17 protein-coding genes are annotated in these 21,466 nt (G+C 65.1%); 4 read left to right on the forward strand and 13 right to left on the reverse strand.

What is annotated here, in order from left to right:
* Positions 1-20 precede the first annotated feature (20 nt).
* Positions 21-338 carry a hypothetical protein gene (locus LOY37_RS13315; protein WP_093382978.1) on the forward strand — a complete coding sequence of 106 codons (318 nt, stop codon included), beginning with the start codon at positions 21-23 and terminating at the stop codon, positions 336-338.
* Positions 339-345: 7 nt separating this feature from the next.
* Here LOY37_RS13315 and LOY37_RS13320 read toward each other — a convergent pair whose 3' ends face one another.
* Entirely contained in the window at positions 346-1,962 is a 1,617-nt protein-coding gene (locus tag LOY37_RS13320) for a hybrid sensor histidine kinase/response regulator (RefSeq protein WP_258717149.1), read from the reverse strand.
* A gap of 114 nt (positions 1,963-2,076) precedes the next feature.
* On the opposite strand from LOY37_RS13320, the gene LOY37_RS13325 reads away from it, so the two are divergent.
* Together LOY37_RS13325 and LOY37_RS13330 are read left to right on the forward strand one after the other, a co-directional pair.
* Entirely contained in the window at positions 2,077-2,691 is a 615-nt protein-coding gene (locus LOY37_RS13325) for a response regulator transcription factor (protein ID WP_045200862.1), read from the forward strand.
* Positions 2,692-2,820: 129 nt separating this feature from the next.
* Positions 2,821-4,587, forward strand: coding sequence for a GMC oxidoreductase (locus LOY37_RS13330; protein ID WP_045200864.1), 1,767 nt, complete (start codon positions 2,821-2,823; stop codon positions 4,585-4,587).
* A 77-nt stretch (positions 4,588-4,664) separates the two neighbouring features.
* Here LOY37_RS13330 and LOY37_RS13335 read toward each other — a convergent pair whose 3' ends face one another.
* From LOY37_RS13335 to LOY37_RS13365, 7 genes are all read right to left on the reverse strand, one after another.
* Positions 4,665-6,311 carry a fatty acid--CoA ligase gene (locus tag LOY37_RS13335; protein WP_258717150.1) on the reverse strand — a complete coding sequence of 549 codons (1,647 nt, stop codon included), beginning with the start codon at positions 6,309-6,311 and terminating at the stop codon, positions 4,665-4,667.
* An 11-nt stretch (positions 6,312-6,322) separates the two neighbouring features.
* Entirely contained in the window at positions 6,323-8,095 is a 1,773-nt protein-coding gene (locus tag LOY37_RS13340) for an acyl-CoA dehydrogenase C-terminal domain-containing protein (protein ID WP_045200868.1), read from the reverse strand.
* Entirely contained in the window at positions 8,088-10,562 is a 2,475-nt protein-coding gene (locus tag LOY37_RS13345) for an RND family transporter (RefSeq protein ID WP_258717151.1), read from the reverse strand. The genes LOY37_RS13340 and LOY37_RS13345 overlap by 8 nt, the downstream gene beginning before the upstream one ends.
* A gap of 15 nt (positions 10,563-10,577) precedes the next feature.
* Positions 10,578-11,654, reverse strand: coding sequence for a YCF48-related protein (locus tag LOY37_RS13350; protein WP_258597731.1), 1,077 nt, complete (start codon positions 11,652-11,654; stop codon positions 10,578-10,580).
* Between the two features lie 32 nt (positions 11,655-11,686).
* The gene (locus LOY37_RS13355; RefSeq protein WP_195884074.1) at positions 11,687-13,045 is read right to left on the reverse strand and encodes a DUF1329 domain-containing protein; all 1,359 of its coding nucleotides are present in this window, start codon (positions 13,043-13,045) and stop codon (positions 11,687-11,689) included.
* Between the two features lie 21 nt (positions 13,046-13,066).
* Complete coding sequence (locus tag LOY37_RS13360) at positions 13,067-15,022, reverse strand: DUF1302 domain-containing protein (RefSeq protein ID WP_195884075.1); 1,956 nt, start codon at positions 15,020-15,022, stop codon at positions 13,067-13,069.
* Between the two features lie 74 nt (positions 15,023-15,096).
* A complete protein-coding gene (locus LOY37_RS13365; RefSeq protein WP_258717152.1) occupies positions 15,097-15,666 on the reverse strand; it encodes an alpha/beta hydrolase in 570 nt (189 codons plus the stop codon).
* A 280-nt stretch (positions 15,667-15,946) separates the two neighbouring features.
* Here LOY37_RS13365 and LOY37_RS13370 point away from each other — a divergent pair, with 280 nt between their 5' ends.
* Positions 15,947-16,957 carry an AraC family transcriptional regulator gene (locus LOY37_RS13370; protein ID WP_045200878.1) on the forward strand — a complete coding sequence of 337 codons (1,011 nt, stop codon included), beginning with the start codon at positions 15,947-15,949 and terminating at the stop codon, positions 16,955-16,957.
* 70 nt (positions 16,958-17,027) lie between these two features.
* On the opposite strand, the gene LOY37_RS13375 is transcribed toward LOY37_RS13370, so the two are convergent.
* From LOY37_RS13375 to LOY37_RS13395, 5 genes are all read right to left on the reverse strand, one after another.
* Complete coding sequence (locus LOY37_RS13375) at positions 17,028-18,038, reverse strand: YeiH family protein (protein ID WP_258717153.1); 1,011 nt, start codon at positions 18,036-18,038, stop codon at positions 17,028-17,030.
* Positions 18,035-18,361: a Rieske 2Fe-2S domain-containing protein gene (locus tag LOY37_RS13380; RefSeq protein ID WP_045200882.1), complete on the reverse strand. Its 327-nt coding sequence runs from the start codon at positions 18,359-18,361 to the stop codon at positions 18,035-18,037. The genes LOY37_RS13375 and LOY37_RS13380 overlap by 4 nt, the downstream gene beginning before the upstream one ends.
* Positions 18,358-19,011, reverse strand: a complete 654-nt coding sequence (locus LOY37_RS13385; RefSeq protein WP_258597737.1) for a DsbA family oxidoreductase — start codon at positions 19,009-19,011, stop codon at positions 18,358-18,360. The genes LOY37_RS13380 and LOY37_RS13385 overlap by 4 nt, the downstream gene beginning before the upstream one ends.
* The gene (locus LOY37_RS13390) at positions 19,008-20,288 is read right to left on the reverse strand and encodes an MFS transporter (RefSeq protein WP_045200886.1); all 1,281 of its coding nucleotides are present in this window, start codon (positions 20,286-20,288) and stop codon (positions 19,008-19,010) included. Before LOY37_RS13390 ends, LOY37_RS13385 begins: the two co-directional genes overlap by 4 nt.
* Positions 20,289-20,412: 124 nt before the next feature.
* Positions 20,413-21,465, reverse strand: a complete 1,053-nt coding sequence (locus LOY37_RS13395) for a 3-keto-5-aminohexanoate cleavage protein (RefSeq protein ID WP_045200889.1) — start codon at positions 21,463-21,465, stop codon at positions 20,413-20,415.
* Position 21,466 lies beyond the last annotated feature (1 nt).

Below are 21,466 nucleotides of genomic sequence, written 5' to 3' on the forward strand. Positions count from 1 at the left end.
AACACCAAGGAAGATGCACCATGAAATCAGCATTCAGCAAGATCACCCTGCTCAGCGCCCTGCTGGTCGCCGTCGCCGGTTGCCAGACCATGAAACCCAACGAAGACCGTCTCAAGTCCACCGCGCAGACCACCATCGGCGAGCCGGTGACGAAGATTTCCAACGTGCGCAGCGACCACAGCTCCACTTACTACATCGCCAGCACCGCATCGGGTGACTACAACTGCGAGCTGCCCAGCGGCGTGATGATCGGGATCGCCTCGATGGGCATGGGCATGGGCGCGCAATGCTACAACAAGAACAGTGGCCGCCCGCAAAATCCGCTGCAGCGGTACTGATTCCAGGCTAAACCGACGCTGCCGAGGCCTCGCGCAACGCCCGCAAGGTAGCGCGCAGCTCGGCCGGGCGCACCGGTTTGGACAGGATCGCGATCTGGCGGTCGTGCAGGGCCGCCTGGATCTTCTCCACTTCGTGGCCGGTAAGAATCAGCGCCGGCACCGCCCTGCCCCGTTGCGCCCGTAGCTCATCGATGCACTCGATGCCGGTGGCGTGGTTGCCCAGGTCATAGTCGGCGACGATGATGTCGCAGTCGCTGGCCAGGTCCTTGCCGCTCAGTTCGGCCTGGACGTCACAGCCCCAGCGCTCGAGCAAGGCCTTGGTGGCCAGCAGCACGTTGCGATCATCCTCCACCAGGCAGACTTTCAAACCGGTCAGCAGGCCGACCTGGCTCGGGTCTTCACGGTAGGCCTGACGCTTGGGCGCGGAAATTTCGCGCAAACCTTCAAGGCTGACGGCCGTGCCATGGCCCACTCGCGAACGTATCGTCACCTGCATGCCCATCATCTGCCCCAGGCGCCGGACAATCGACAGGCCCAGGCCCACGCCCTCGACGTCCTTGTCGCGCAACTGGCGCACGCGGTAGAACTCTTCGAAAACCTTCGGCAGTTCCTGCGCCTCGATGCCGCTGCCCTGGTCATAAATGACAATGGCCAGGCCCTCGCCACGCTTGCGCACGCCGATCAGCAGCGGGCGCTGCGGCGCGTACTTGAAGCAGTTGGACAGCACGTTCTGGACCATGGTCGCCAGCAGCGCCGGGTCAATCTGCACCCAGTGCGCGCAGGCACGCAAGCGCAGCTCGACGCCTGCCCAGCGCGCCGCCTCGGCGTTCTGGCGCAGCAGGTCGTGAACAAACTCGCCCAGTTGCACAGGCTGCAGGCGCGGCTGCAGGCGGCCGTTGTCGAGGGTGTAGAGGTCGAGGATCGAGCGAAACAGCTGCGAGACGTTGAGCAACGAGCGGTCGATGTTGTCGACCAGCCGGCGTTCTTCATCGCCCAGGCGCGCCTCGCGCAGGCAGGCAGTGAACAGGCCGATGGAATGAATGGGCTGGCGCAGGTCGTGGCTGGCCTGGGCCAGAAAGCGCGATTTTTCCAGGTTGGCGGCGGTGGCCTCCTCCGAAGCCTTGCGCGTACGTTCAAGCAACAGGTGCGCGTACATGGGGATGACCGTGCTGGTGATCATCAGCATCAGCACCATGAACGGTTGCGCCTGCCAGTACGGCGTCAGGCGGTAGACGCACAGCAGCGCCAGCAGCGCCAGGGCGGTGGCGATCGCCAGGTAGCGCGAGCCGAAGCGCATGCCATTGCCCAGGTTGACCCAGACCATCACCGCGTACAGCGGCAATGCCGCCTCGCCGCCCACCACCAGGCCGAAACAGGTACCGGTGTAGTCCTGGACCATGCTGAAAATGCGCCGCGCCGGGTACACCCCCGGCCAGCGCACGATAACCTGGCGTATAACCACCGACAGCAGCAGGAACAGGATGATGTAGATTACGATCGGCCGGTAGGTTTCAAAATGCTGCCCGGGCAGAAAGCCCAGCACGCTGATATAAACCACGGCAATACAGGCGACAATGATGCGCAGGTTAGCCTGGTCGAGCTCGGAGTTTTTCTCGAACTTCATCGGAACATCCTTGTGCGACAGTCGTCATATCCAGCATGAACACCGGGCGGTGCCCGTACCCGGTGGTAAAGTAGCACGTCCGAAAGGAACGCCAGGCCCAGGGAGGCACTCACCATGGCATGCCGGATCATCATAGCCGACGACCATCCGCTGTTTCGCGAAGCGATGCTGCGTACGGTCCAGCGCCTGCTGCCCGATGCCCGGAGCGAAGAGGCCGGTGATTTCGACACGGTGCTCAAGCTGGTCGCCAACGGCCCGGAACCAGACACCCTGATCCTCGACCTGCGCTTCCCGGGGCTGACCTGCATCAGCCAGCTGGTCGAGCTGCGTCAGCAATTACGGCGCACCACCTTGATCGTGGTATCGATGGTCGATGACGAGGAACTGATCGGCGAGGTCATGGCCGCCGGCATTGACGGCTTCATTGGCAAGAACATCGCCCCGGACGAGATCGGCCAGGCGATCCTGGCCATTCGTGAAGGTGAAGTGCTGGTGCGTTTTGCCCCCTCCGGGCTCCTGCCGCTGGACAGCAGCGCCGTCGCCACAACCCTGACCGCACGCCAGCAAGAGGTGTTGCGCCTGATCGCCCAGGGCAAGACCAACAAGGAAATCGCCCGTGCGCTGGACATCTCGCCGTTTACCGTGCGCATTCATGTGTCGTCGTTGCTGCGCACCCTCAATGTGCCGTCGCGGGCGGCGGCAGCGGTGAAGTACTCCGGGGTTGCCTGAGGCCCGCGGCTCCCCCGACCAAGTGATCTTGAATTGCCACTTCGCTCTGCTAGCGTTAGCAGCGCAGCCCCCCGGCTGCACGCTGCACAAGGACGATAGACCCTCTGCCAACAATGATTGGAGGCAACAATGAGCGCAGTCACCAGTTCGACCAACTTCGGTCACGGCTACCCTACCCCCGGTCCGCAAACACCCAACGCCCAGAAGGTGCTGGACCACGTGTTCTTTCTCTCCGAGTCGGCCTGGAAGCAGGTCCGCGAAGAAGAACAGTTCGATTTCATCATCATCGGCACCGGTTTCTGTTCCCTGGCCTTCGCCGAACGCATCCTCGAAAGCCAGCCCAAGGCGCGGATACTGATGGTCGAGCGCGGGCCGTTCTTCCTCCCCGAGCACTTCCAGAACCTGCCGATCCCTTACCAGAAAACCCTTGGCGGTTTCTCCGAAACCTTCCCCTGGACCCTCTCGGCGCGTACCGCCAGCCAGCCACCGGGCAACATCGGCTGGCAGCACGGCATGGTGCCGTTCTTCGGTGGCCGCAGCATCATGTGGAGCGCCTGGTGCCCTCGGCCGACCAAGGAGGAAATGGCCTACTGGCCCGAGCAGACCATCGCCGCCGCCGAGGCCCGCTTCGAGTCGGCCGAAAAGCTGCTCAACGTCATCCCGGCCGACAAGATCGACACCCAGCTCGACCCGCAGGTGCGCGCCCATGTCACCGAGCAACGCCCGGTCTACGGCACCCTGCAGCTTGAGCTGCAAAACATGCTCGAGCACAACATCGGCAAGATCGACTCGGCCACCCGCTGGTTGTCGGCGCCCCTGGCCGCCGCGGCCGATCGCGCCGGTGGCGTGGACTTTGCCAAGTTCTCGACCCCGGCGGCAATCATGGAGCTGGCCGGCAAACAGGCCGACCGCGCCGCTGCCGGTACTGGCAGCCCGCTGCGGATCATCACCGAGTGCATCGTCGAGCGCATCCACCAGCAGGATGGCGCGGCCACGGCGCTACAAACCTCGCGCGGGGTGATCAACATCGGCAACGCCAAGCTGATCCTGGCCATGGGCACCCTGCCGCCGGCGACCTTGCTGATGAACTCGTTCCCGCAAATCAAACGTGCCGGCGATCGCTTCACCGCCCACTTCATCACCTCGGTGGTGGCACGGGTGCCGCGCAAGGACTACCCGTTCGCCGACAAACTGGCCGAGCTTGAGCTCGCGGCCATTTACCTGGCCGGCAAGAACAAGCAAAGCGGCATGCAGTACCACGTGCAGTTGTCGGTGCTGTCAGACCGCAAACCTGCAAAGAACGCGCAGAAAGCCGCACGCTATATGCCGGACGTGGTCGCCACGGCGTCGATGGCGCAGCTGGAATCGTCGAAGGACCATCTGGTGTTCGTTTGCGCCGTGCTTGGCGAGATCGACTTCCGAAACCCCGACAACCACTTCCACCTCAACGACCAGGCCGACCCGACCACCAACGTCAACCTGCAGGTGCTGGCCAGCAAGACCGACCAGCAAACCTGGGACACCATGGACGAAGGCACTTTCCAGATGATGGAGCGGGTGTTCGCCCCTGAAGGCAAGGTCGAGTACTGGCACGGCGACCCGAACCTGGGCCACTGGACCGGCGAACGGCCAAGCATCCCTGAACGGCGTGTGGCCGGGCTGGTGCACGAGGGCTCGACCCTGTGGATCGGCGACAAGGACGAAGGCGTGGTTGGCCTGGACTACCGTCCCCATGGCGTGGAGAACGTCTACGTCACCGGCGGTGCGCTGTGGCCGGCCAGTGGTTCGTGGAACCCGACCATGACCATGGTTGCCCTGGCCCAGGATCTTGCCGACCAGCAACTGGACAGCGTCAACACCCCCACCCCGCCCACCTCGGACCTCACTGAAGTCTGACAGGTAGCAGCGGGCTTGCCCCGCGATGAGGCCGGTCAAGCCCATCGCGGCGCAAGTCGAATGCCCACTTGCTTTACTCAGACGCCACAATGGCTCTGGCGAATCAGCTTCTTGTTGATCTTGCCGACGCTGGTCTTGGGAATTTCGCTGACAAAGCGCACCAGGCGCGGAATCGCCCATTTGTTCAGGCGCCCGCTGTCGACAAACGGCTGCAGGTGCCGGGCCAGCGCTGGCTGATCCAGCTCGACGCCGGCAACGCAGACCACCAGGGCCAGCGGCTGCTCGCCCCACTGCGCATCCGCCACCCCCACCACCGCCACCGAATCGACCCCGCTGTGCTGGCTGATCAGGCTTTCCAGCTCCACCGAGCTGATCCACTCACCGCCGGTCTTGATCACGTCCTTGATCCGGTCGCGAATCTGCACCGCGCCGCGCTCATCGATGCAGGCCATGTCGCCGGTGTGCAGCCAGCCGCCGGCCCACAGTGCGGCGCCCTGCTCCGGCTCCTTGAGGTAACCCTGGGTCAGCCATGGCGCGCGCACGACGATTTCACCGAGGCTTGCGCCGTCGTGGGCCACGTCTTTGCCCTGTTCGTCGACGATGCGCAGGTCCACCAGCGGGATCGGCACCCCGGCGTTGATCCGCAACGGCAGTTGCGCCTGCATCGGCAACGCCAGGTCAGCGGCGCCAAGGCTGGTCACGCACAGCAGCGGGCAGGTCTCGGACATGCCATAGCCGCAGTGCACGCGAATGCCCCTGGCGCTGGCCCGCGCGGCCAGGCCCTGGGTCAGCGCGCTGCCGCCGAGCAGCATCTTCCAGCCGCTGAAGTCGGTGCGCTGGCCTTCGTCGCAATCGAGCATCATCTGCAACAGGGTCGGCACGCAGTGCGAGAAGCTCACCTGCTCTTCGCACATCAGCCGCACCAGCTGGTTGGGCTCGTAGCGGCCGGGGTACACCTGCTTGATGCCCAGGGCCGTGGCCACGTAGGGCACGCCCCAGGCATGCACATGGAACATCGGCGTGATCGGCATGTACACATCGCCCGAACGCAACAGCGGCTCACCGCCGCAGGCGGCGAAGGTGCCGAGTTCGTTGAGGGTGTGCAGCACCAGTTGCCGATGGCTGAAGTACACGCCCTTGGGGTTGCCGGTGATGCCGGTGGTGTAGAACAGCGTGGCCACCGAGTTCTCGTCGAAATCGGCAAAGTCGAAGTGGCTGTCGGCATCGGCCAGCAGCGCTTCGTATTCGCCCAGCAGCGGCAGTTCCGTGTGCACTTCAGCGCCGTCACTCAGGCGCAGGTAACCCTTGACCGTCGGTAATTGCTCGCGCAACTGGGTCATCAGCGGCATGAAGTCGTCATGCACCAGCACCAGGTGATCCTCGGCGTGGTTCATGGTGTAGCGCACCTGCTCGGGCGACAGCCGTACGTTGACGGTGTGCAGCACGGCGCCGAGCATCGGCACGGCAAAAAAGCACTCCAGCGCGCGGTGGCTGTCCCAGTCGAGCAAGGCCACGGTGTCGCCAGGCTTGACCCCGGCAGCGCTCAGCACATTGGCCAGGCGCTGGATGCGTTCAAGCAAGGTGCTGTAGCTGTAGCGCAGCTTGTCGGCGTAGACGATCTCCTGGCCGGGCTGGTAGCGCACGCCCGACAACAGCAGGCGCTTGATCAGCAACGGGTAGCTGTAGGCGCCGGGCGCAGGTTCGATGATGCGGGTGCGGGTCATGGGCGTGTCCTTCACAGTTGCTCGGCCTTGAGCAGGAACAGGCTGTGGCTGCCGGCCTTGACACTGGCGCTGAGCGAATCGATGCGCGGCAGCAGGCGGGCGAAATAGAAGCGTGCGGTGCCCAGCTTGCTCTGGTAGAAGGCGCCGTGGTGCTGCATAGCGACATCGGCCATGCGCGTCCACAAATAGGCATACAGGGTGTAGCCGAACACCTGCAGGTACTCCACCGCCGCCGCGCCGATCTCCTCAGGGTTGCCCTGGGCGCGGTCGAGCACCCAGGCGGTGAGGTCGTCGAGATTGGCCAGCGCCAGCAACAGCGGGGTCTTGAACTCGGCGCGCGAGGCCGCCAGGGTCTGGGCGTAGGCCTTGATCTCCTGCGCAAGCGCCGCGTAGCTGCGGCCACCGTCGGCGACCAGCTTGCGCCCGAGCAGGTCCAGGGCCTGGATGCCGTTGGTGCCTTCGTAGATCTGGGTGATGCGGCAATCGCGAATCAGCTGTTCCTGGCCCCATTCGCGAATATAACCATGGCCGCCGAACACCTGCTGGCCGTGCACGGTGGTTTCCAGGCCCATGTCGGTCAAGAACGCCTTGGCCACCGGCGTCAGCAGCGCTACCCGCGCTTGCGCCTGGCTGCGCTCATCGGCATTTTCGCTGTACTTGGCCAGGTCCAGTTGCAGCGCCACATAGGTGGAGAACGCCCGCCCGCCTTCGTTCAACGCCTTCATGGTCAACAGCATGCGCCGCACATCGGCGTGCTCGATAATCGGGTCGGCCGCCTGCTGCGCGTTTACCGGGCCAGTGGCAGCGCGGCTTTGCAAGCGTTCGCGGGCGTAGGCCACGGCGTTCTGGTACGAGCGCTCGCCCAGCGCCAGGCCCTGGATACCGACGCCCAGGCGCTCGTAGTTCATCATGGTGAACATGGCATTCAGGCCCTTGTTGGCCTCGCCCACCAGGTAGCCGACGGCGCCGTCGAAGTTCATCACGCAGGTGGCCGAGGCCTTGATGCCCATCTTGTGTTCGATCGAGCCACAGCTCACCGCGTTGGCCTCGCCCAGTGCGCCGTCCTCCTCCACCAGCAGCTTGGGCACCAGGAACAGCGAGATGCCCTTGGCGCCAGCCGGTGCGTCCGGCAGCTTGGCCAGCACCAGGTGGATGATGTTCTCGGTCAGGTCCTGCTCGCCGCCGGTGATGAAGATCTTCGTGCCCGTGACCCGGTAGCTGCCATCAGCCCGGGGTTCGGCTCGGGTACGGATCAGGCCCAGGTCGGTACCGGCATGGGGTTCGGTCAGGCACATCGACCCCGACCAGCGCCCTTCGTACATGGGCGGCAGGTAGCGCGCCTTGAGCGCCTCGCTGGCATGGTTGAGCAGCGACAGGCAGGCGCCGGCGGTCAGCATCGGGTACAGGGCGAACGACAGGTTGGCGGCGTTGAGCATCTCCTCGACCTGGGCGGCAATCACCTTGGGCATGCCCATGCCGCCATATTCACAAGCCCCGGCAACGCCGACCCAGCCGTCGTCGGCATAGTTGCGATAAGCCTGGGCAAAACCATCCGGGGTGCTCACCCGGCCCTCATGCCACTGGCAACCCTGCTCGTCGCCACTGCGGTTGAGCGGTGCCACCTGCCGGGCGATGAGCTTGCCGGCCTGCTCGAGGATGGCCCGCGCGGTGTCGGCATCGACCTGCTCGGCCAGGGCCGGAATGCGCGCCCACTGGCCAGGAATGTCGAACACTTCGTTGAACAGAAAATCCATGTCACGCAACGGCGGTAGGTAATCAGACATGCGATGAACACTCGGCTTTTTGGCTGTTAAGGTTCAGCCCCTCGACACTGCCGGGGCTGGGTGAAGGCGCCCGCGCCTGGCTGGCGGGCAAGAGGAAGTGCGACAGCGCCGGGATCAGCACCAGCGCGCCGAGCATGTTCCAGAGGAACATGAAGGTCAGCAGGATGCCCATGTCGGCCTGGAACTTGATCGGCGACCAGGCCCAGCCAACCACGCCGGCGGCCAGGGTGATGCCGACCAGGCCGACCACCCGCCCGGTAAAGGCCACGGCGTTCTTGTAGGATTGCGCCAGCGACAGGCCCTGGCGCTGGTAATGCAGCTGCACGCTGAGCAGGTACAGCGCGTAATCGACGCCAATGCCCACGCCCAGGGCGATTACCGGCAAGGTGGCGACCTTGACGCCGATGCCCATCATCACCATCAGCGCCTCGCAGAGTATCGAGGTGAGCATCAATGGCAGTACCGCCACCAGGGTTGCGCGCCAGCTGCGAAAGGTGATCAGGCAGAACAGCGTCACCGCCAGGTACACCAGCAACAGCATGCTGCGGTTGGCCTCGCGCACCACGATGTTGGTCGCCGCCTCGATCCCGGCGCTGCCGGCCGCCAGCAGGAACTGGCGGTCCTCGCTGCTGTTGGCCTGGGCAAAGCGCTCGGCAATCGCCACCACCTGGTCGAGGGTGTCGGCCTTGTGGTCCTTGAGGTAGGCGATCACCGGCATCAGCGAGCAGTCGTTGTTAAACAGCTCCGGGGCGTTCACCGAGGCCTGCTGGGCGGCGTAGTTGAGCACGTCCTGGTTGCGCTGGATGCTGCTCAGCTTGGGGTTGCCCTCGTAGGTGCCGGCGGTTATCTGGCGTACCGCGTTGGTCAGCGACAAGGTGGTCTGCACCTGCGGGTTCTGTTGCAGGGCCCAGGCCAGGCGGTCGGCGAGCACCAGGGTCTGGTAGCGCAGGCAGCCTTCCGGGGCGGTCTTGATCATTACCGCAAAGGTGTCGCTGGACAGCGCGTAATGGCCGGTGATGTAGGCGTTGTCGCGGTTGTAGCGCGAGTCGGCGTGCAGCTCCGGGGCGCCGCTGTCGAGGTCGCCGATTTTCAGTTGCAGGCTCAGCCAGAAACCGCCGGCACCAAGCAAGGCGGCCACCAGCACGGCGCCGGTTGCCCACTTGCGTTCGGTGAAGCGATCGAGCAGGTCCCAGAGTTTGCCAAAGCCGCGATGCTCGGCGGCGCGCAGGTCGATACGCAAGGCCCGTTCAGCGGCCTTGCGCCCGACGCCGACATACGACAACGCCACCGGCATCAGCAGCAGCGAGGTGAAGATCAGCACCGCCACGCCAATACTGGCGGTAATCGCCAGGTCCTTGATTACCGGGATGTCGATCAGCATCAGTACGGCAAAGCCCACCGCATCGGCCAGCAAGGCGGTGACCCCGGCGACGAACAAACGCCTGAAGGTGTAGCGCGCAGCGATCTGGCGGTGGGTGCCGAGGCCGATGTCCTGCATGATGCCGTTCATCTTCTGCGCCGCATGGGACACGCCGATGGCGAAGATCAAAAAAGGCACCAGGATCGAATACGGATCGATGGCATACCCCAGCCAGGCGACGATCCCCAGTTGCCAGACCACCGCCGTCAACGAGCACAGCACCACCAGCAAGGTGCTGCGCACGCAGCGGGTATAGAGGTAGATGATCAGCAGCGTGGTCAGCACCGCCAGGGCGAAGAACAGCATCACCTGCAGCAGGCCGTCGATCAGGTCGCCCATCAGCTTGGCAAAGCCGATCACATGCAGCTTATAAACGCCACCCGCTTCGTAGTGCGCGCGCAATTGCTCGAGCTTGACGGAGAACCCGTGGTAGTCGATGCCGGCACCGGTCGCCGAGGCCTGGTCGAGCAGCGGCACAATAAGCATGCTCGAGGTGAAGTCGCGAGCGACCAGGCTGCCGACAATATTGGCCCGTTCGATGTTCTGGCGCAGTTGCTGGATATCGGCGGCCGAGCCCTGGTAGGCATCGGGCATCACCGGGCCGCCCTGGAAGCCCTCTTCGGTGACTTCGGTCCAGCGCACCGCCGGGCTCCACAGCGACTTCATCCAGGCGCGGTCGACACCTTGGCTCAGGAACAGCTCGTCATTGATCTGGCGCAGGGTCTGCAGGTAGGCCGGGTCGAAGATATCGCCACGGGTGTTCTCGACCACCACCCGCAGGGAATTGCCCAGGCCGCGCAGCGCCTGGCGGTTGTCCAGGTAGTTGCGGATGTAGGGATGACTCTGCGGGATCATCTTCTCGAAGCTGGGCCGCAGCTCCAGGCGGGTCATGGCCATGTAGCCCAGCACCAGGGTAACCAGCAGCATGCACAGCATGAACGCCAGCCGGTGGTTGAACACCAGGCGTTCGAGGCGATTGCCGGAGCGTGCATCGAAGTCGCCGAGGTTGCGGATCACCGGCAAGGTGTCTTGTTGGATGTCGGCCATCAGGGTTTTCTCTTGTTATGGCTGCTGCGGTTGGTCGGGGGCCAGGGTGCGGATGCCGCGCTCACCTACCAGCACCAGCGCGGCGCCGCTATCAAAGGCTGCGCCGCTGACCGGCGCGCGCTGGGTTTGCGCCAGCGGGCTGAAGCTTGCGCCGTCATCGTTACTGACCAGCAGGTCGCCGGCCTGGCTGGCCAGCCAGAACCGCCCGCGGGCGTCGAGGCTGGCGGCGGTGATGCTGGTGTTCAGGTCGGTCTTGATCACTTGCCAGCCGGCACCGCCATCGGTGCTGCGCAGTACGTGGCCGCGCAACCCGTAGGCCAGCAGCGCCCCAGGTTTGCCAATGACGCCGAAATAACTGCCAGCATAGGGGGTGCTCAGGCGCTCGAAATGGTCGCCAGCAGCGCTCAGCTTGAGCAGCAGGCCCTGCTCGCCGCTGATGTACAGCGCGCCGTCGACGCTGGCCAGGCCGGTCAGGTGCAAGCCTTGCGGGTTGTCGCTGCGTTCCAGCCACGGCGTCCAGTGCTGGCCGCCGTCAACGGTGTGCAGCAGCAGGTTGAACACGCCCACCGCAAAACCGTGCAGCGGGTCGCTGAACCAGACGTCGAGCAACGGCTTGTCGGCGCCCTCCGCGACCAGGCGCTCACCCTCGCCCACCCAGCGTGCCCATTGATCGCCGCCCGCTTGCGCCCGTGCCTGGTAATAAGCCAGCACCTGCTCGCCGAGCACCCGCCCGTCCAGCTGTTTTTCCCAGCGCTGGCCGCCATCGCGGCTGTGCAATATCACCCCGTCGTTGCCCACCGCCCAGCCCAGCTGCGCGGTGGCGAAGCTCACCGCATTGAGGTCGGCGCTGACCGGCACCTGCGCCTGTTGCCAGTGGCTGCCCTGGTCATCCGAGTAGAGGATGTGCCCCCGTGGCCCCACCGCCACCAGGCGCGTGCCGGCGACGCTGACATCGCGCAAGGCGCTGGTGGCGGCCAGGGCGCTGGGCTGCGCCGGCAGGTCGAGCACGTCGACGTAAGGCTCGGCCCGGGCCGCGCCCTGCAGCGCGGCCCAGGCCAGCAGCATCACGCTGCAGCGTTTGAAAAAAGCCATCCCTGATCCTCCTCGGTGCGTGCTCGACAGGCTCAGCGAATGCCGGCCCCGGCCAGGGACTCGGGCGACCACTGGGTGCGCGACAGCGGCTCGATGTAGCGAATGCCGCCGTAGGCCCCGACTACGCCATTGAGGTTGTAGGTGCCGCCGATCAGGTCGTAGATCATGAACGGCGTGGCATCCGGGGTCTGTTTGTCGTAGCTCTGGCTGAGGAAGGCAAAGCTGCCGCGGTACAGCTGGCCACGGGCGTCATACTGGTCTGAGGCCAGGGCGATCCAGCTGTCCTCGTCGAGGTAGAAGCGGCGCTTGTGGTAGATGTGCCGGGCGCCGTCCTTGAGTTTGCCTTCGACCACCCAGACCCGGTGCTTTTCCCAGCGCACGAATTGCGGCGCGAGGTGGTTGGCGGTGGTCAGTTGCTTGACGTCGGTGTTGTAGGTCAGCCGGTAGGTGTTGTACGGCACGTACATCTCCTGCTTGCCGACCAGGGTCCAGTCGTAGCGGTCGAGGGCGCCGTTGAAGACGAACACATCATCGTAGGTGCCCGAACCCGAGGTGCCCGGGTTCGGCGTGTCGTAGGCCAGGTTCGGCGCCAGCTTGACCCGGCGCTGGCCCGGCAGGTACTGCCAGGCGCTGCGTGGTTGCACTAGCGGGTTGGCGGCATCGCGCAGCATCATCGCTTCACCGGCGCGGCGGGCCGGCGCGGTGTAGGTGAGTTTCATCTGGTAGTAGGTGTCCTTGGCGCCGATCGGCTTGCTCATGTCCTCGTAGATCGGGTAGCTGATGTTGGCCTGGCCGGTGGTGCTCAGGGTGGCGTTGCCGGCGGCATCGACGTTCCACGAGTCGTACTTGGCGGTCATGCTCACGCCCTGGTAGCGCAACAGGAAGTTCCACATGGCCTCGGCACCGCTCTGCGGAATCGGGAAGGGAATGCCCGGCAGCACATTGTCGACCGCGCTACCGCCCTCCTGGCTGCGCGCACCTACGGCGTTCTTCAGGGTGTTGTCGAGCACCGGCTGCGGCAGCGCCACGGTGCGATGAGTGGGATAGACATCGACGCGAAAACTGGGGAAGCGCTTGAGCAGTTCCTGGGTGGTGGCGGTCAGTTGAGCCTTGTACTGTTCGGCATTCTTGCCATCGATGACCAGCAGCGGTTGCTCGGCGGCGAACGGGTCCGGGCGCATGCTCGCACCGCTCTGGTATGCCGCTGGCGGGGTCAGCAGGCCGCCCTGGTAGGCGGGAATCGAGCCGTCGGCGTTGGCGGCCTTTTCTGCGCCTATCGGCGTCAGGCTGGTGCCCAGGCGCGCGGCCTGGTCGTTGGAGACGGCGGCATGGGCCGGGTTCAGGGCAGCCAGCGACAGGCACGTGGCCAACAGGGTGTGCACGTAGTTCATGTTGTTGTTTTCCTGTGTGACTCAGAAGGTGGTTTTCAGGGTCAGGTACAGCGCGCCACGGTCCTCGGTGGTGGCGGCGCCGCCAGAGAACGCGGCGTAACCGCCGCCGTAGCAGGTGTAGTCCTGCTCGCCGTCCAGGGCGTTGGGGGTGCTGCCGTCGGTCTGGCCGTTGTTGCAGGACTGGGTCTTGCCGAAGCCATCGACGTACTTGAGGTCGACGAAGTACTGGTTGTAGATCGCCGCGCTCAGGCCCACGGCGTAGTTGCCGGTGTTCTCGGCGCCGCCGCCCTGCACCGGCGATACGCCGTCCAGGCCGACGTTGATCGACAGCGGCATGCTCAGGTCCATGCCCGGCAACACCTGGTACCAGGTCGGGGTGAAGTTGACCGCGATGCCCCAGTTATCGCGGGTCGGCTGGTCGATGCCGCGGTAGCTGCTTTTACCCTTGTACAAGGCCGCGTTGTGGTTATCGAGCTTGAGCAGGTTGCTGTAGAACAGCTCGCCGAGCAGGGTCGCCGAGTCGAACAACGGCGTATCGGCAATGGTCATCAGGCCGTTGAGGGTCCAGTGCAGGGTGTCGCCGGTGGCGCTCATGCTGTCGCCGTCGGACGGCGCTTCATAGACCACGCCACTGCTGGGCAAACGCGCCGGCAGCAGGCCGAAGCCGCCACCCAGGCCGGCCTGGCCCGGCGCACTGAGGATCGCCGGAATGCTCGCCAGGGGCATGTTGTGGCGGATGTTCAGGTCGCTGCCGACGCTGATACCGCCGACATCCTTGGACAGGCTCAGGCCGTAGATGTCGATGTTGTCGGCGTAGGCGAACTGGTAGGTGGCGCTTTGCAGCGAGTTGTAGAGGTTGCCGACCGCGCCCTGGGCACTGCCCGGCGGGCTGCCGAACGGGCCGTTGGCGACGGTCAGGCCGCGGGCGTCGAGCCAGGCCTGGGGCAGTATCTCCGAAGTCTTGCGGTAATACACGCCCAGGGTGCCGCCCAGCCATTCGGGCGACCACTTGGCCATGACGCCCCAGTCGCCGCGTTTGTCCGGGGTCAGGTCGTGGCCGCGGCGGATGTTGGTCAGCGCGCCGCGCACCGGGATCAGCCCGGGCGTGCCGGTGTGGCCGAGCAGAAAGCTCTGTGCGCCCTCGCCCACCAGGTCCGAACCGCCGTAATAGGTGCCGGCTTCCGGCAGTCGCGCGGCATCCCAGTCAAGGAAGTACTGCGCGCCGATGGTCAGCTCGGGGTTGACCAGCAACGCCGCCGACAGCTGGTTGCGCGGCACGAACAGCTCCTTGGCTTCGGTGCCGGGTGAGGCGGCCAGCTTGGCCAGGTCCAGGCCAGACTGGCCGTAGCTCAGCGAATGCACCGGGTTGAGCAGGGTTTCGCCCCAGAACAGGTTGTGCTGGCCGAGCTTGGCGCTGATCTGCGAGGCCTCGCCCACTTCGCGACGCATGAACACGAAGGCATCCAGTACCTCACCGGACGGGCCGCTGTAGTAGCGCTGGGCATAGTTGCTCAGGTGCGGGCTGCCCAGCGGCACGCCGGTGCCGGGCAAGCCGTTGAGGCTGGGGTTGATGCCCGACTGGCCGCCGTTGCCGTTGACGAACGGGTTGGCGTTGGAGCCGGTGTTGTCGTAGGCCTTGTCGTACCAGCTGGCGGCGCTGACGCGAAAGCCCATGTTGCCCTGGTAGATCACGTCCAGCTCGCTGAGCAGGTCGATACGGTTGGTGACCGTGGTCCCGGCCTTGCGGAAGTTGTAGTCGCCGTCGTTGTTGTTGGGGGTTGCCAGCAGGCGTTTGTCAGCGCTTTCGGTGCGTACGCCGTAGTTGTACTTGACCGTGTTATCCAGGCGCACGGCCCAGTCTTCACTGCCGGTATCGAGTTCGAACGCCTGGGCGCCAGGCAGCGCCAGCAAGCCGATGGCGCAGGCGAGCAGGCAGCGCTGTGGCTTCACAGCACGGTGAATGCGAGGGTTGGACATCGCGATGGCTCCACTTATTGTTATTGTTGTTATCGCCGCCCGTCGAATGCGGGCGTGGTTCAAGCGTCCGTGCGTTATTGCCGGTCCAGGGCCTGGACCAGTTGTTCGGCCCGTGGCCAGGGGCCAAAGCCTGCGGCCGGGTTGAGGTGGCCGACAGCGCCCAGTTCCAGCAACTGGCTGCCCCAGTTGCGGGCCATGGCCCTGACCGCGTCGAGACTGGCCAGGTGGTCGTCGCTGCTGGCGGCGACGATGCTCGGGAACGGCAACGGCGTCATCGGCAGCGGGCTCCAGCCTTTGGCGCGCAGGGTTTGCGGGCTTGGGTAGTGCGCCGGCCAGCTGGCCGCAAGGTCCGGTGGCGCCGCCAGCAGCGCGCCCTTGATCGGCCGCTGGTAACGCGCCGCCCAGTGGGCAACCATCAGCACCCCGGCGCTGTGCGCCACCAGCAACACCTCGCCTTCAATCTGTTCAAGCGCACGCTGGATGGCGTCGACCCGGGCGTTGCAGTCCAGGCCATCGACCTGCAGCGGCGCCAGCGTATGGACCTTGGCCAGGCGTTCGGCCAGCCGGGTCTGCCAATGCTCGGGCACATGCTCGCGCAGGCCGGGGACGATCAGGACAGTAGCGGTGGTATGCAGTTTTTCCACGTCGGCACCTAGGCTCAGGACAGTCCGCTCGCAGGTGATCTCGAGCGCTTGCACAGCCACAGTAATCAGCCCTCCCCGCTGGCGCTTTACATTGCGCGTCAGCGACTTTTCATTTGATGACAGGGTTTGTGGCGTATGTCCGAGTGGCCCGGGGGTGCAGGTCATCGGGCTTTTTTCAGCCGCCGAAAACGGCTTCTCATTTGGCGACACCCACGCTATAACGAATCGAACTACCCGCCATAGAAGCGGGGCGCCTGATGAATGCGTGGAAAACAATAAAATGACCGCCCTCGTACGTGCTGCAAGCCTGACCAACTACCTTGAGGTGTCCCGGCACCTGGGGCTCAACCCGCATGCCCTGCTGGCTCAGGTCGGCCTCAGCGCCAGCCTGCTCGACGACCCCAACCAGCGTATTGCGGTGTCCAGCGTGGTGACCCTGCTGGAGGAGTCGGCGCGGGTCAGTGGCTGCGAAACCTTCGGCCTGCGCATGGCCGAGCTGCGCCAGTTGTCGGATTTTGGCGAGATCAGCCTGCTGCTCAGCCACCAGCGCACCCTGCGCGACGCCCTGCAGGTGATCGTCCAGTACCGGCATTTGCTCAACGACGCCCTGGCCATTCATATCGAAGAAGCCGGCAAGACCGTGATCATTCGTGAAGAAGTGGTCACCGACCAGCCCCAGCGCGGGCGCCAGGCCACAGAGCTGGCGATTGGCGTGATGTTGCGCCTGTGCGCGGCCCTGCTTGGCGCCCACTGGCACCCGATCAGCGCCAACTTCACCCATGCGGCGCCGGCGGACCTGGCCATTCACCGGCGGATTTTTGGCTGCAAGCTGGTGTTTGGCAGCGAGTTCAACGGTATCGTCTGCCCGGCCGCCGACCTCGACACCGCCAACCCGCTGGCCAACCAGGCCATGGCGCGCCTGGCGCAGCGTTACCTGGACACCCTGCAGGCCAGTGGCAAGCTGTCGCTGGAACTGGAAATGCGCAAGACCATCTACCTGCTATTGCCCATGGGTCGGGCGACCATCGAGCAGGTGGCGCAAACCCAGGGCATGAACGTGCGCACCTTGCAGCGGCGCCTGGAGGAATGCGGGGTGACCTTCAGCGATTTGATCAACGGCGTGCGCCGCGACCTGGTGATCCGCTACCTGGAAAACCCCAGCTATACAATGGGGCGCATTGCCGACATGCTCGGCTACTCGATGCCCAGCTCCTTTACCCGCTGGTTCATCGCCCAGTTCGGCATGCCGCCGGCCAGTTGGCGGGCGCAGCATGAGCGCCGGCAAGACTAGCCGGCGCTGTCAAACACGAGTGCTGCGCGCTTGGGTTCGGTGCATGCCAGTCCACTACTGGGGCAACCGTCTACAACCCCCAGTGCATCAATGCCAATACCAGCAGCACCAGGAACACCGTCTCCCCGACCATCAACGCAATCGGCTTGAAGCCCACCGCGGCCAGCTCTTTTAACTGAGTCTTCATGCCCAGGGCGCTGATCGCCACCACCAGGCACCAGCGCGACAGGTCGTTGACCCCGCCCTGCACCGCCGCCGATACCCAGCCGGTGCTGTTGATGCACGCCAGCAGGACAAAACCCACCGCAAACCACGGCAGTAACGGTGGCCGCTGCCCACCGGCATCACCGCCGGCGCGGCGGGTGATCATCGCCGCGCAGACAATCACCGGCAGCAACATGGCCACGCGCATCAGCTTGACCACCGTGGCAATGTCGCCGGTCTCGGTGGACATGCTGTACCCCGCGCCCACCACCTGCGCGACATCATGAATGGTTGCGCCGAGAAACACCCCGGCCTGTTGTGGCGACAGCTGCAGCCAGCTGGCAATCATCGGATAGACGATCATCGCCAGGGTCGACAACGCCGACACGCCAATCACGGTAAACAGGGTGGCGCGCTCTTTTTGCGGGTGATGCGGCAAGGCCGCGGCCAGGGCCAGCGCCGCCGAGGCCCCGCAAATCGCCGTGGCACCACCGGTGAGCATGCCGAACAAGCGCTGAAAACCCAGGGCCCGCGCCGCCACCACCGAGACCAGGATGGTCACCACCACCAGCATCACCACCAGCGCTACCGGCTTCCAGCCAAGGCTGGCGATCTGGCCCAGGGTAATGCGCATGCCCAGCAGCGCCACGCCCAGGCGCAATACCGTGCGTGCGGTGAATTCGATCCCGGCTTTGCAACGGCCATCGCTGGCCAGAAAGTTCAGGGCCATGCCCAGCAACAAGGCAAACAACATCACCGGGGCATCGTAATGCTCACTGAGAAAACTCGCCGCCGCTGCGGCAATCAGGCTGACGATAAAGCCCGGCGCCAGTTCCCGGGCGCGGTGGTTGGCGGCGGCGATTGCGACCACGCTCATTGGCCCGCCTCCTTGCTCGCCAGCACGATGAACAGTTGCCCATCCCGTTGCTCGACCGGGTAGCTGGCAACCTTGAGCTGCGTCGAGTTGAGCAGATAACCGCTGGCCAGATCAAAACGCAGGCCGTGGGCGCAGCACTGGATCACCCGTCCGTCCAGGCGCCCGCCGCACAGCGAGGCGCCCTGGTGCGGGCAACTGTCGTCGATGGCGTAGAAGCTGTCGGCAACGTTGAACAGCGCCACGCTCCTGTCCGCCCATTCCAGCAACACCCGCCCGCCACGGGGCGGGACTTTGTCGGCCGGTACCGGATACACCCCGCTCATGCCGCCACCTCGTGTTCCAGGGCTTGGGCCATGGCCTGCAGCAACACCTCGACCGGCTGTGCCCCCGAGACCCGCAGGCGCTGGTTGAAGCGAAAGCACGGCACGCCGTCGGCAGCCTGGTCGTTGGCGCCGATGAACGGGCTGGCATCGCCGCGCAGGCAATCGGCAACCCGCCCAGGCTCCAGGCCACAGGCGCTGGCGATGTGCATCAAGGTCACCGGGTCACCCAAATCCTTGCCCTGCTGGAAGTAGCCGGCAAACAGCCTGGCCAGCAGTGCTTCGGCTTGCTGCGGTGAACCCAGCGCCCCCGCGCGCTGCAGCAGGCGATGGGCGTCGGCGGTGTTGGGCATGCGGCTGATGCGGCTGAAATCGATCTCCACCCCTGCGGCTTTGGCGGCGCTGCGCACCTGCGCCTGGCGCAGGCGTACCGCCTCATCGCTGCCCAGGCGCTTGCGGTAAAAGGCCTCGAACGGCTGGCCGGTCCTGGCCATCTGCGGCAGCAACTGCACGCCGCGCAAGAGCAGCTTGACCTCGACCTCGGGCCGCTCGCGGCGCAGTTGTTCCAGCGCCCGCTGCAGATGCGCCTGGCCAATCAGGCACCAGGGGCAGATAAAGTCGAAGAACACTTCGATCGACAAAACGTGCTTCACGGATTCAACTCCAGGCGGGCCATGTCACGGTGGTAATGACGCTTGGCAATAAAAAACACTGCCGCCGCCGCGATGCTGATCAGCGGCACCAGCTGGAAGGCGGCCTGCAGGCCGATCAGGTCGGAGACGCGGCCGGTAATCAACGGCCCGGTCGCAAGCCCGAGCAGGTTGTTGGCCAGGGTCAGGGTGGCAAACGCGGTGCCGTGCACCGAGTAATGGGTCAGGTTGGCGACCATGGCACTGGACGGGCCGTTGGTGCCGGCGGCAACCATCATCCCCAGGCAGATCAGCACCAGTTGCGCGGTGCCCGAGGGCAGCGCGAAGGCCAGCGACAGCAACAGGCAACTGCCCAGGCAGTAACCGATGGCCAGGCTGATCTTGCGGTCCGGGCGCTGCCGGCCGAGGCGATCGCAAAGCATGGCGCAGAGGATCATGCCGATGCCGCTGCACAGCACGATGATGGCGGCGACCACGCCGGCCTGGTCGGTGCCCATGGCGTAGTAGCGATTGAGGTAGCTGGGCATCCAGACAATCACCGTGCCGCCGACGAACAGCTGCAGGCCACTGCCCACGTAAGCGGCGATCACCGAGCGGCTGCCGTACAAGGTGTGCAGTGGCCGGGCGATCTTGCAGGCGGCGGCATTGACCCGCTGCGGAGCGATCTTCGCCTCCTTGACGATCAGCGGGTACAGCAATGCCAGCAACAGGCCGAACAGGGCCATCGCGGCGAACGCCCAGCGCCAGCCAAAGTGCTGGGCCATCAAGCCGCCCAGGGCCATGCCCAGCACCGAGCCGAACATGCCGCCGGCCATGAAGGCCCCGGCCAGGGTCGCGCGCATGTCACGGGGGAACACCGCGACCACCACGGCAATGCCGACGCTGCCATAGGCGGCCTCGCCGACACCGACCAGAAAGCGCGCGGCAAACATCTGCGGGTAGTTGTCGGCCAGGGCGCAGCCGAGGGTGGCCAGGCTCCAGAGTACGGCCATCAGCACCAGGCTGCGGATGCGCCCGAAGCGGTCGGCCAACAGTGACAAGGGGAAGGTCAGCAGCCCGACCATCAGCGCGACAATGCCGCTGAGCAGGCCCAGCTGGCTGTCGCTCAGGGCCCATTCGGCCTTGAGCAACGGGAAGACTGCGTTGAGTACCTGCCGCGACATGTAGTCGGAAATCAGCAGGCCAAAGGTCAGGGCAAAGACAATCCAGGCATATCGCCGGGAAATGCCTCGTGAAGTGTCGGCGCCATCGTCTGTGGCGCTGGCGAGATAGGCGGCCATGCTGCCTCCTTGGGGTTGTCTGGCATGAGACTTACTTATTGTTTTTATTGAAAAGCTGAAAAGCCCGACGGTCAGCGCTGTGGATCGCCGGCCCGGCACGTAACCACGTGCCGGACCAGGCCAATCAGGCGCGCTGCGGCACACCCTTCTGGCCCGGCTGGCGGTTAGGCGCCATGCCGTTGGCCTTGAGGGTCTGCTCGATGCTGCTGTACTGCTCACCGATGCGGTAGATGGCCCGCGCTTCCTTGCCGTTGGCGATCTCACGGCCCAGTTCATGGGCCACGCGTACGGTCTGCTGGATCTGCTGCACCGAACCGAAGCGCTTGCCGTGCTGGTCGATGATGGTGTCTTCGTTGCCGCAACGCGGGTGCAGCCCCATGGCCAGGGCCATGGTGTTGAACGGCAGCACGTTTTTCAGCAGCGATTCGGCGGTCAGCGTGCAGCCGTTGGGCGCACGGTGAATGAAGTTGAAGAAGTTGAACGGGTTGGGGCCGTCGAAGCCGCCACCAATGCCGATCCAGGTCAGGTTCAGCGGGCCCATGTAGTCGCCCTTGCGCACGATGCGTTCTAGGGTTTCCAGGGCGTGCATGCCGGTCAACTGGAAGTGCGGCTGGATGTTGCTGGCCTGCAGGCGGCGCAGGTGTTCGCGCACCCAGGCCGGGCCGGCCGGCACGGTCATTTCGCTGTAAGCGGCGTGGATCGCCGGATGGGCCAGGGAGGTGCCCTCCAGGTACTCCGGGTACAGCAGCTCCATGATGTTCATCTGCGTGGTGTTGATCGCCACGGTGACCTGGTCGGGCTTGGGCGTAAGCTCGGCGAGCATGTGCCGGGTGTCATCGGACAACCACTTGGCCGCCTCGCCGTCGCTTTCCGGGGCGAACGAGATCGAGCCACCGACCTGGATGATCATCTCCGGCACCGCTTCGCGCACGCCGGCAATCAGTTCGTTGAACTTCGACAGGCGCTTGGAGCCCTTGCCGTCCAGCTCGCGCACGTGCAGGTGCAGCACCGTGGCGCCGGCTTCATAGCAGTCGACTGCCTTTTGCACCTGCTCGTCCATGGTCAGCGGGATGTCTTCGGGAAAGTCCTCGGGCATCCACTCCGGGCCATAGGGGGCCACGGTGATCACAACCTTTTCCATGTTTTCCGGGTGCAACGAATCGTCGAAGAATTGCATG

The organism is Pseudomonas sp. B21-012 (assembly GCF_024749305.1).
Taxonomy (GTDB): Bacteria; Pseudomonadota; Gammaproteobacteria; order Pseudomonadales; family Pseudomonadaceae; genus Aquipseudomonas.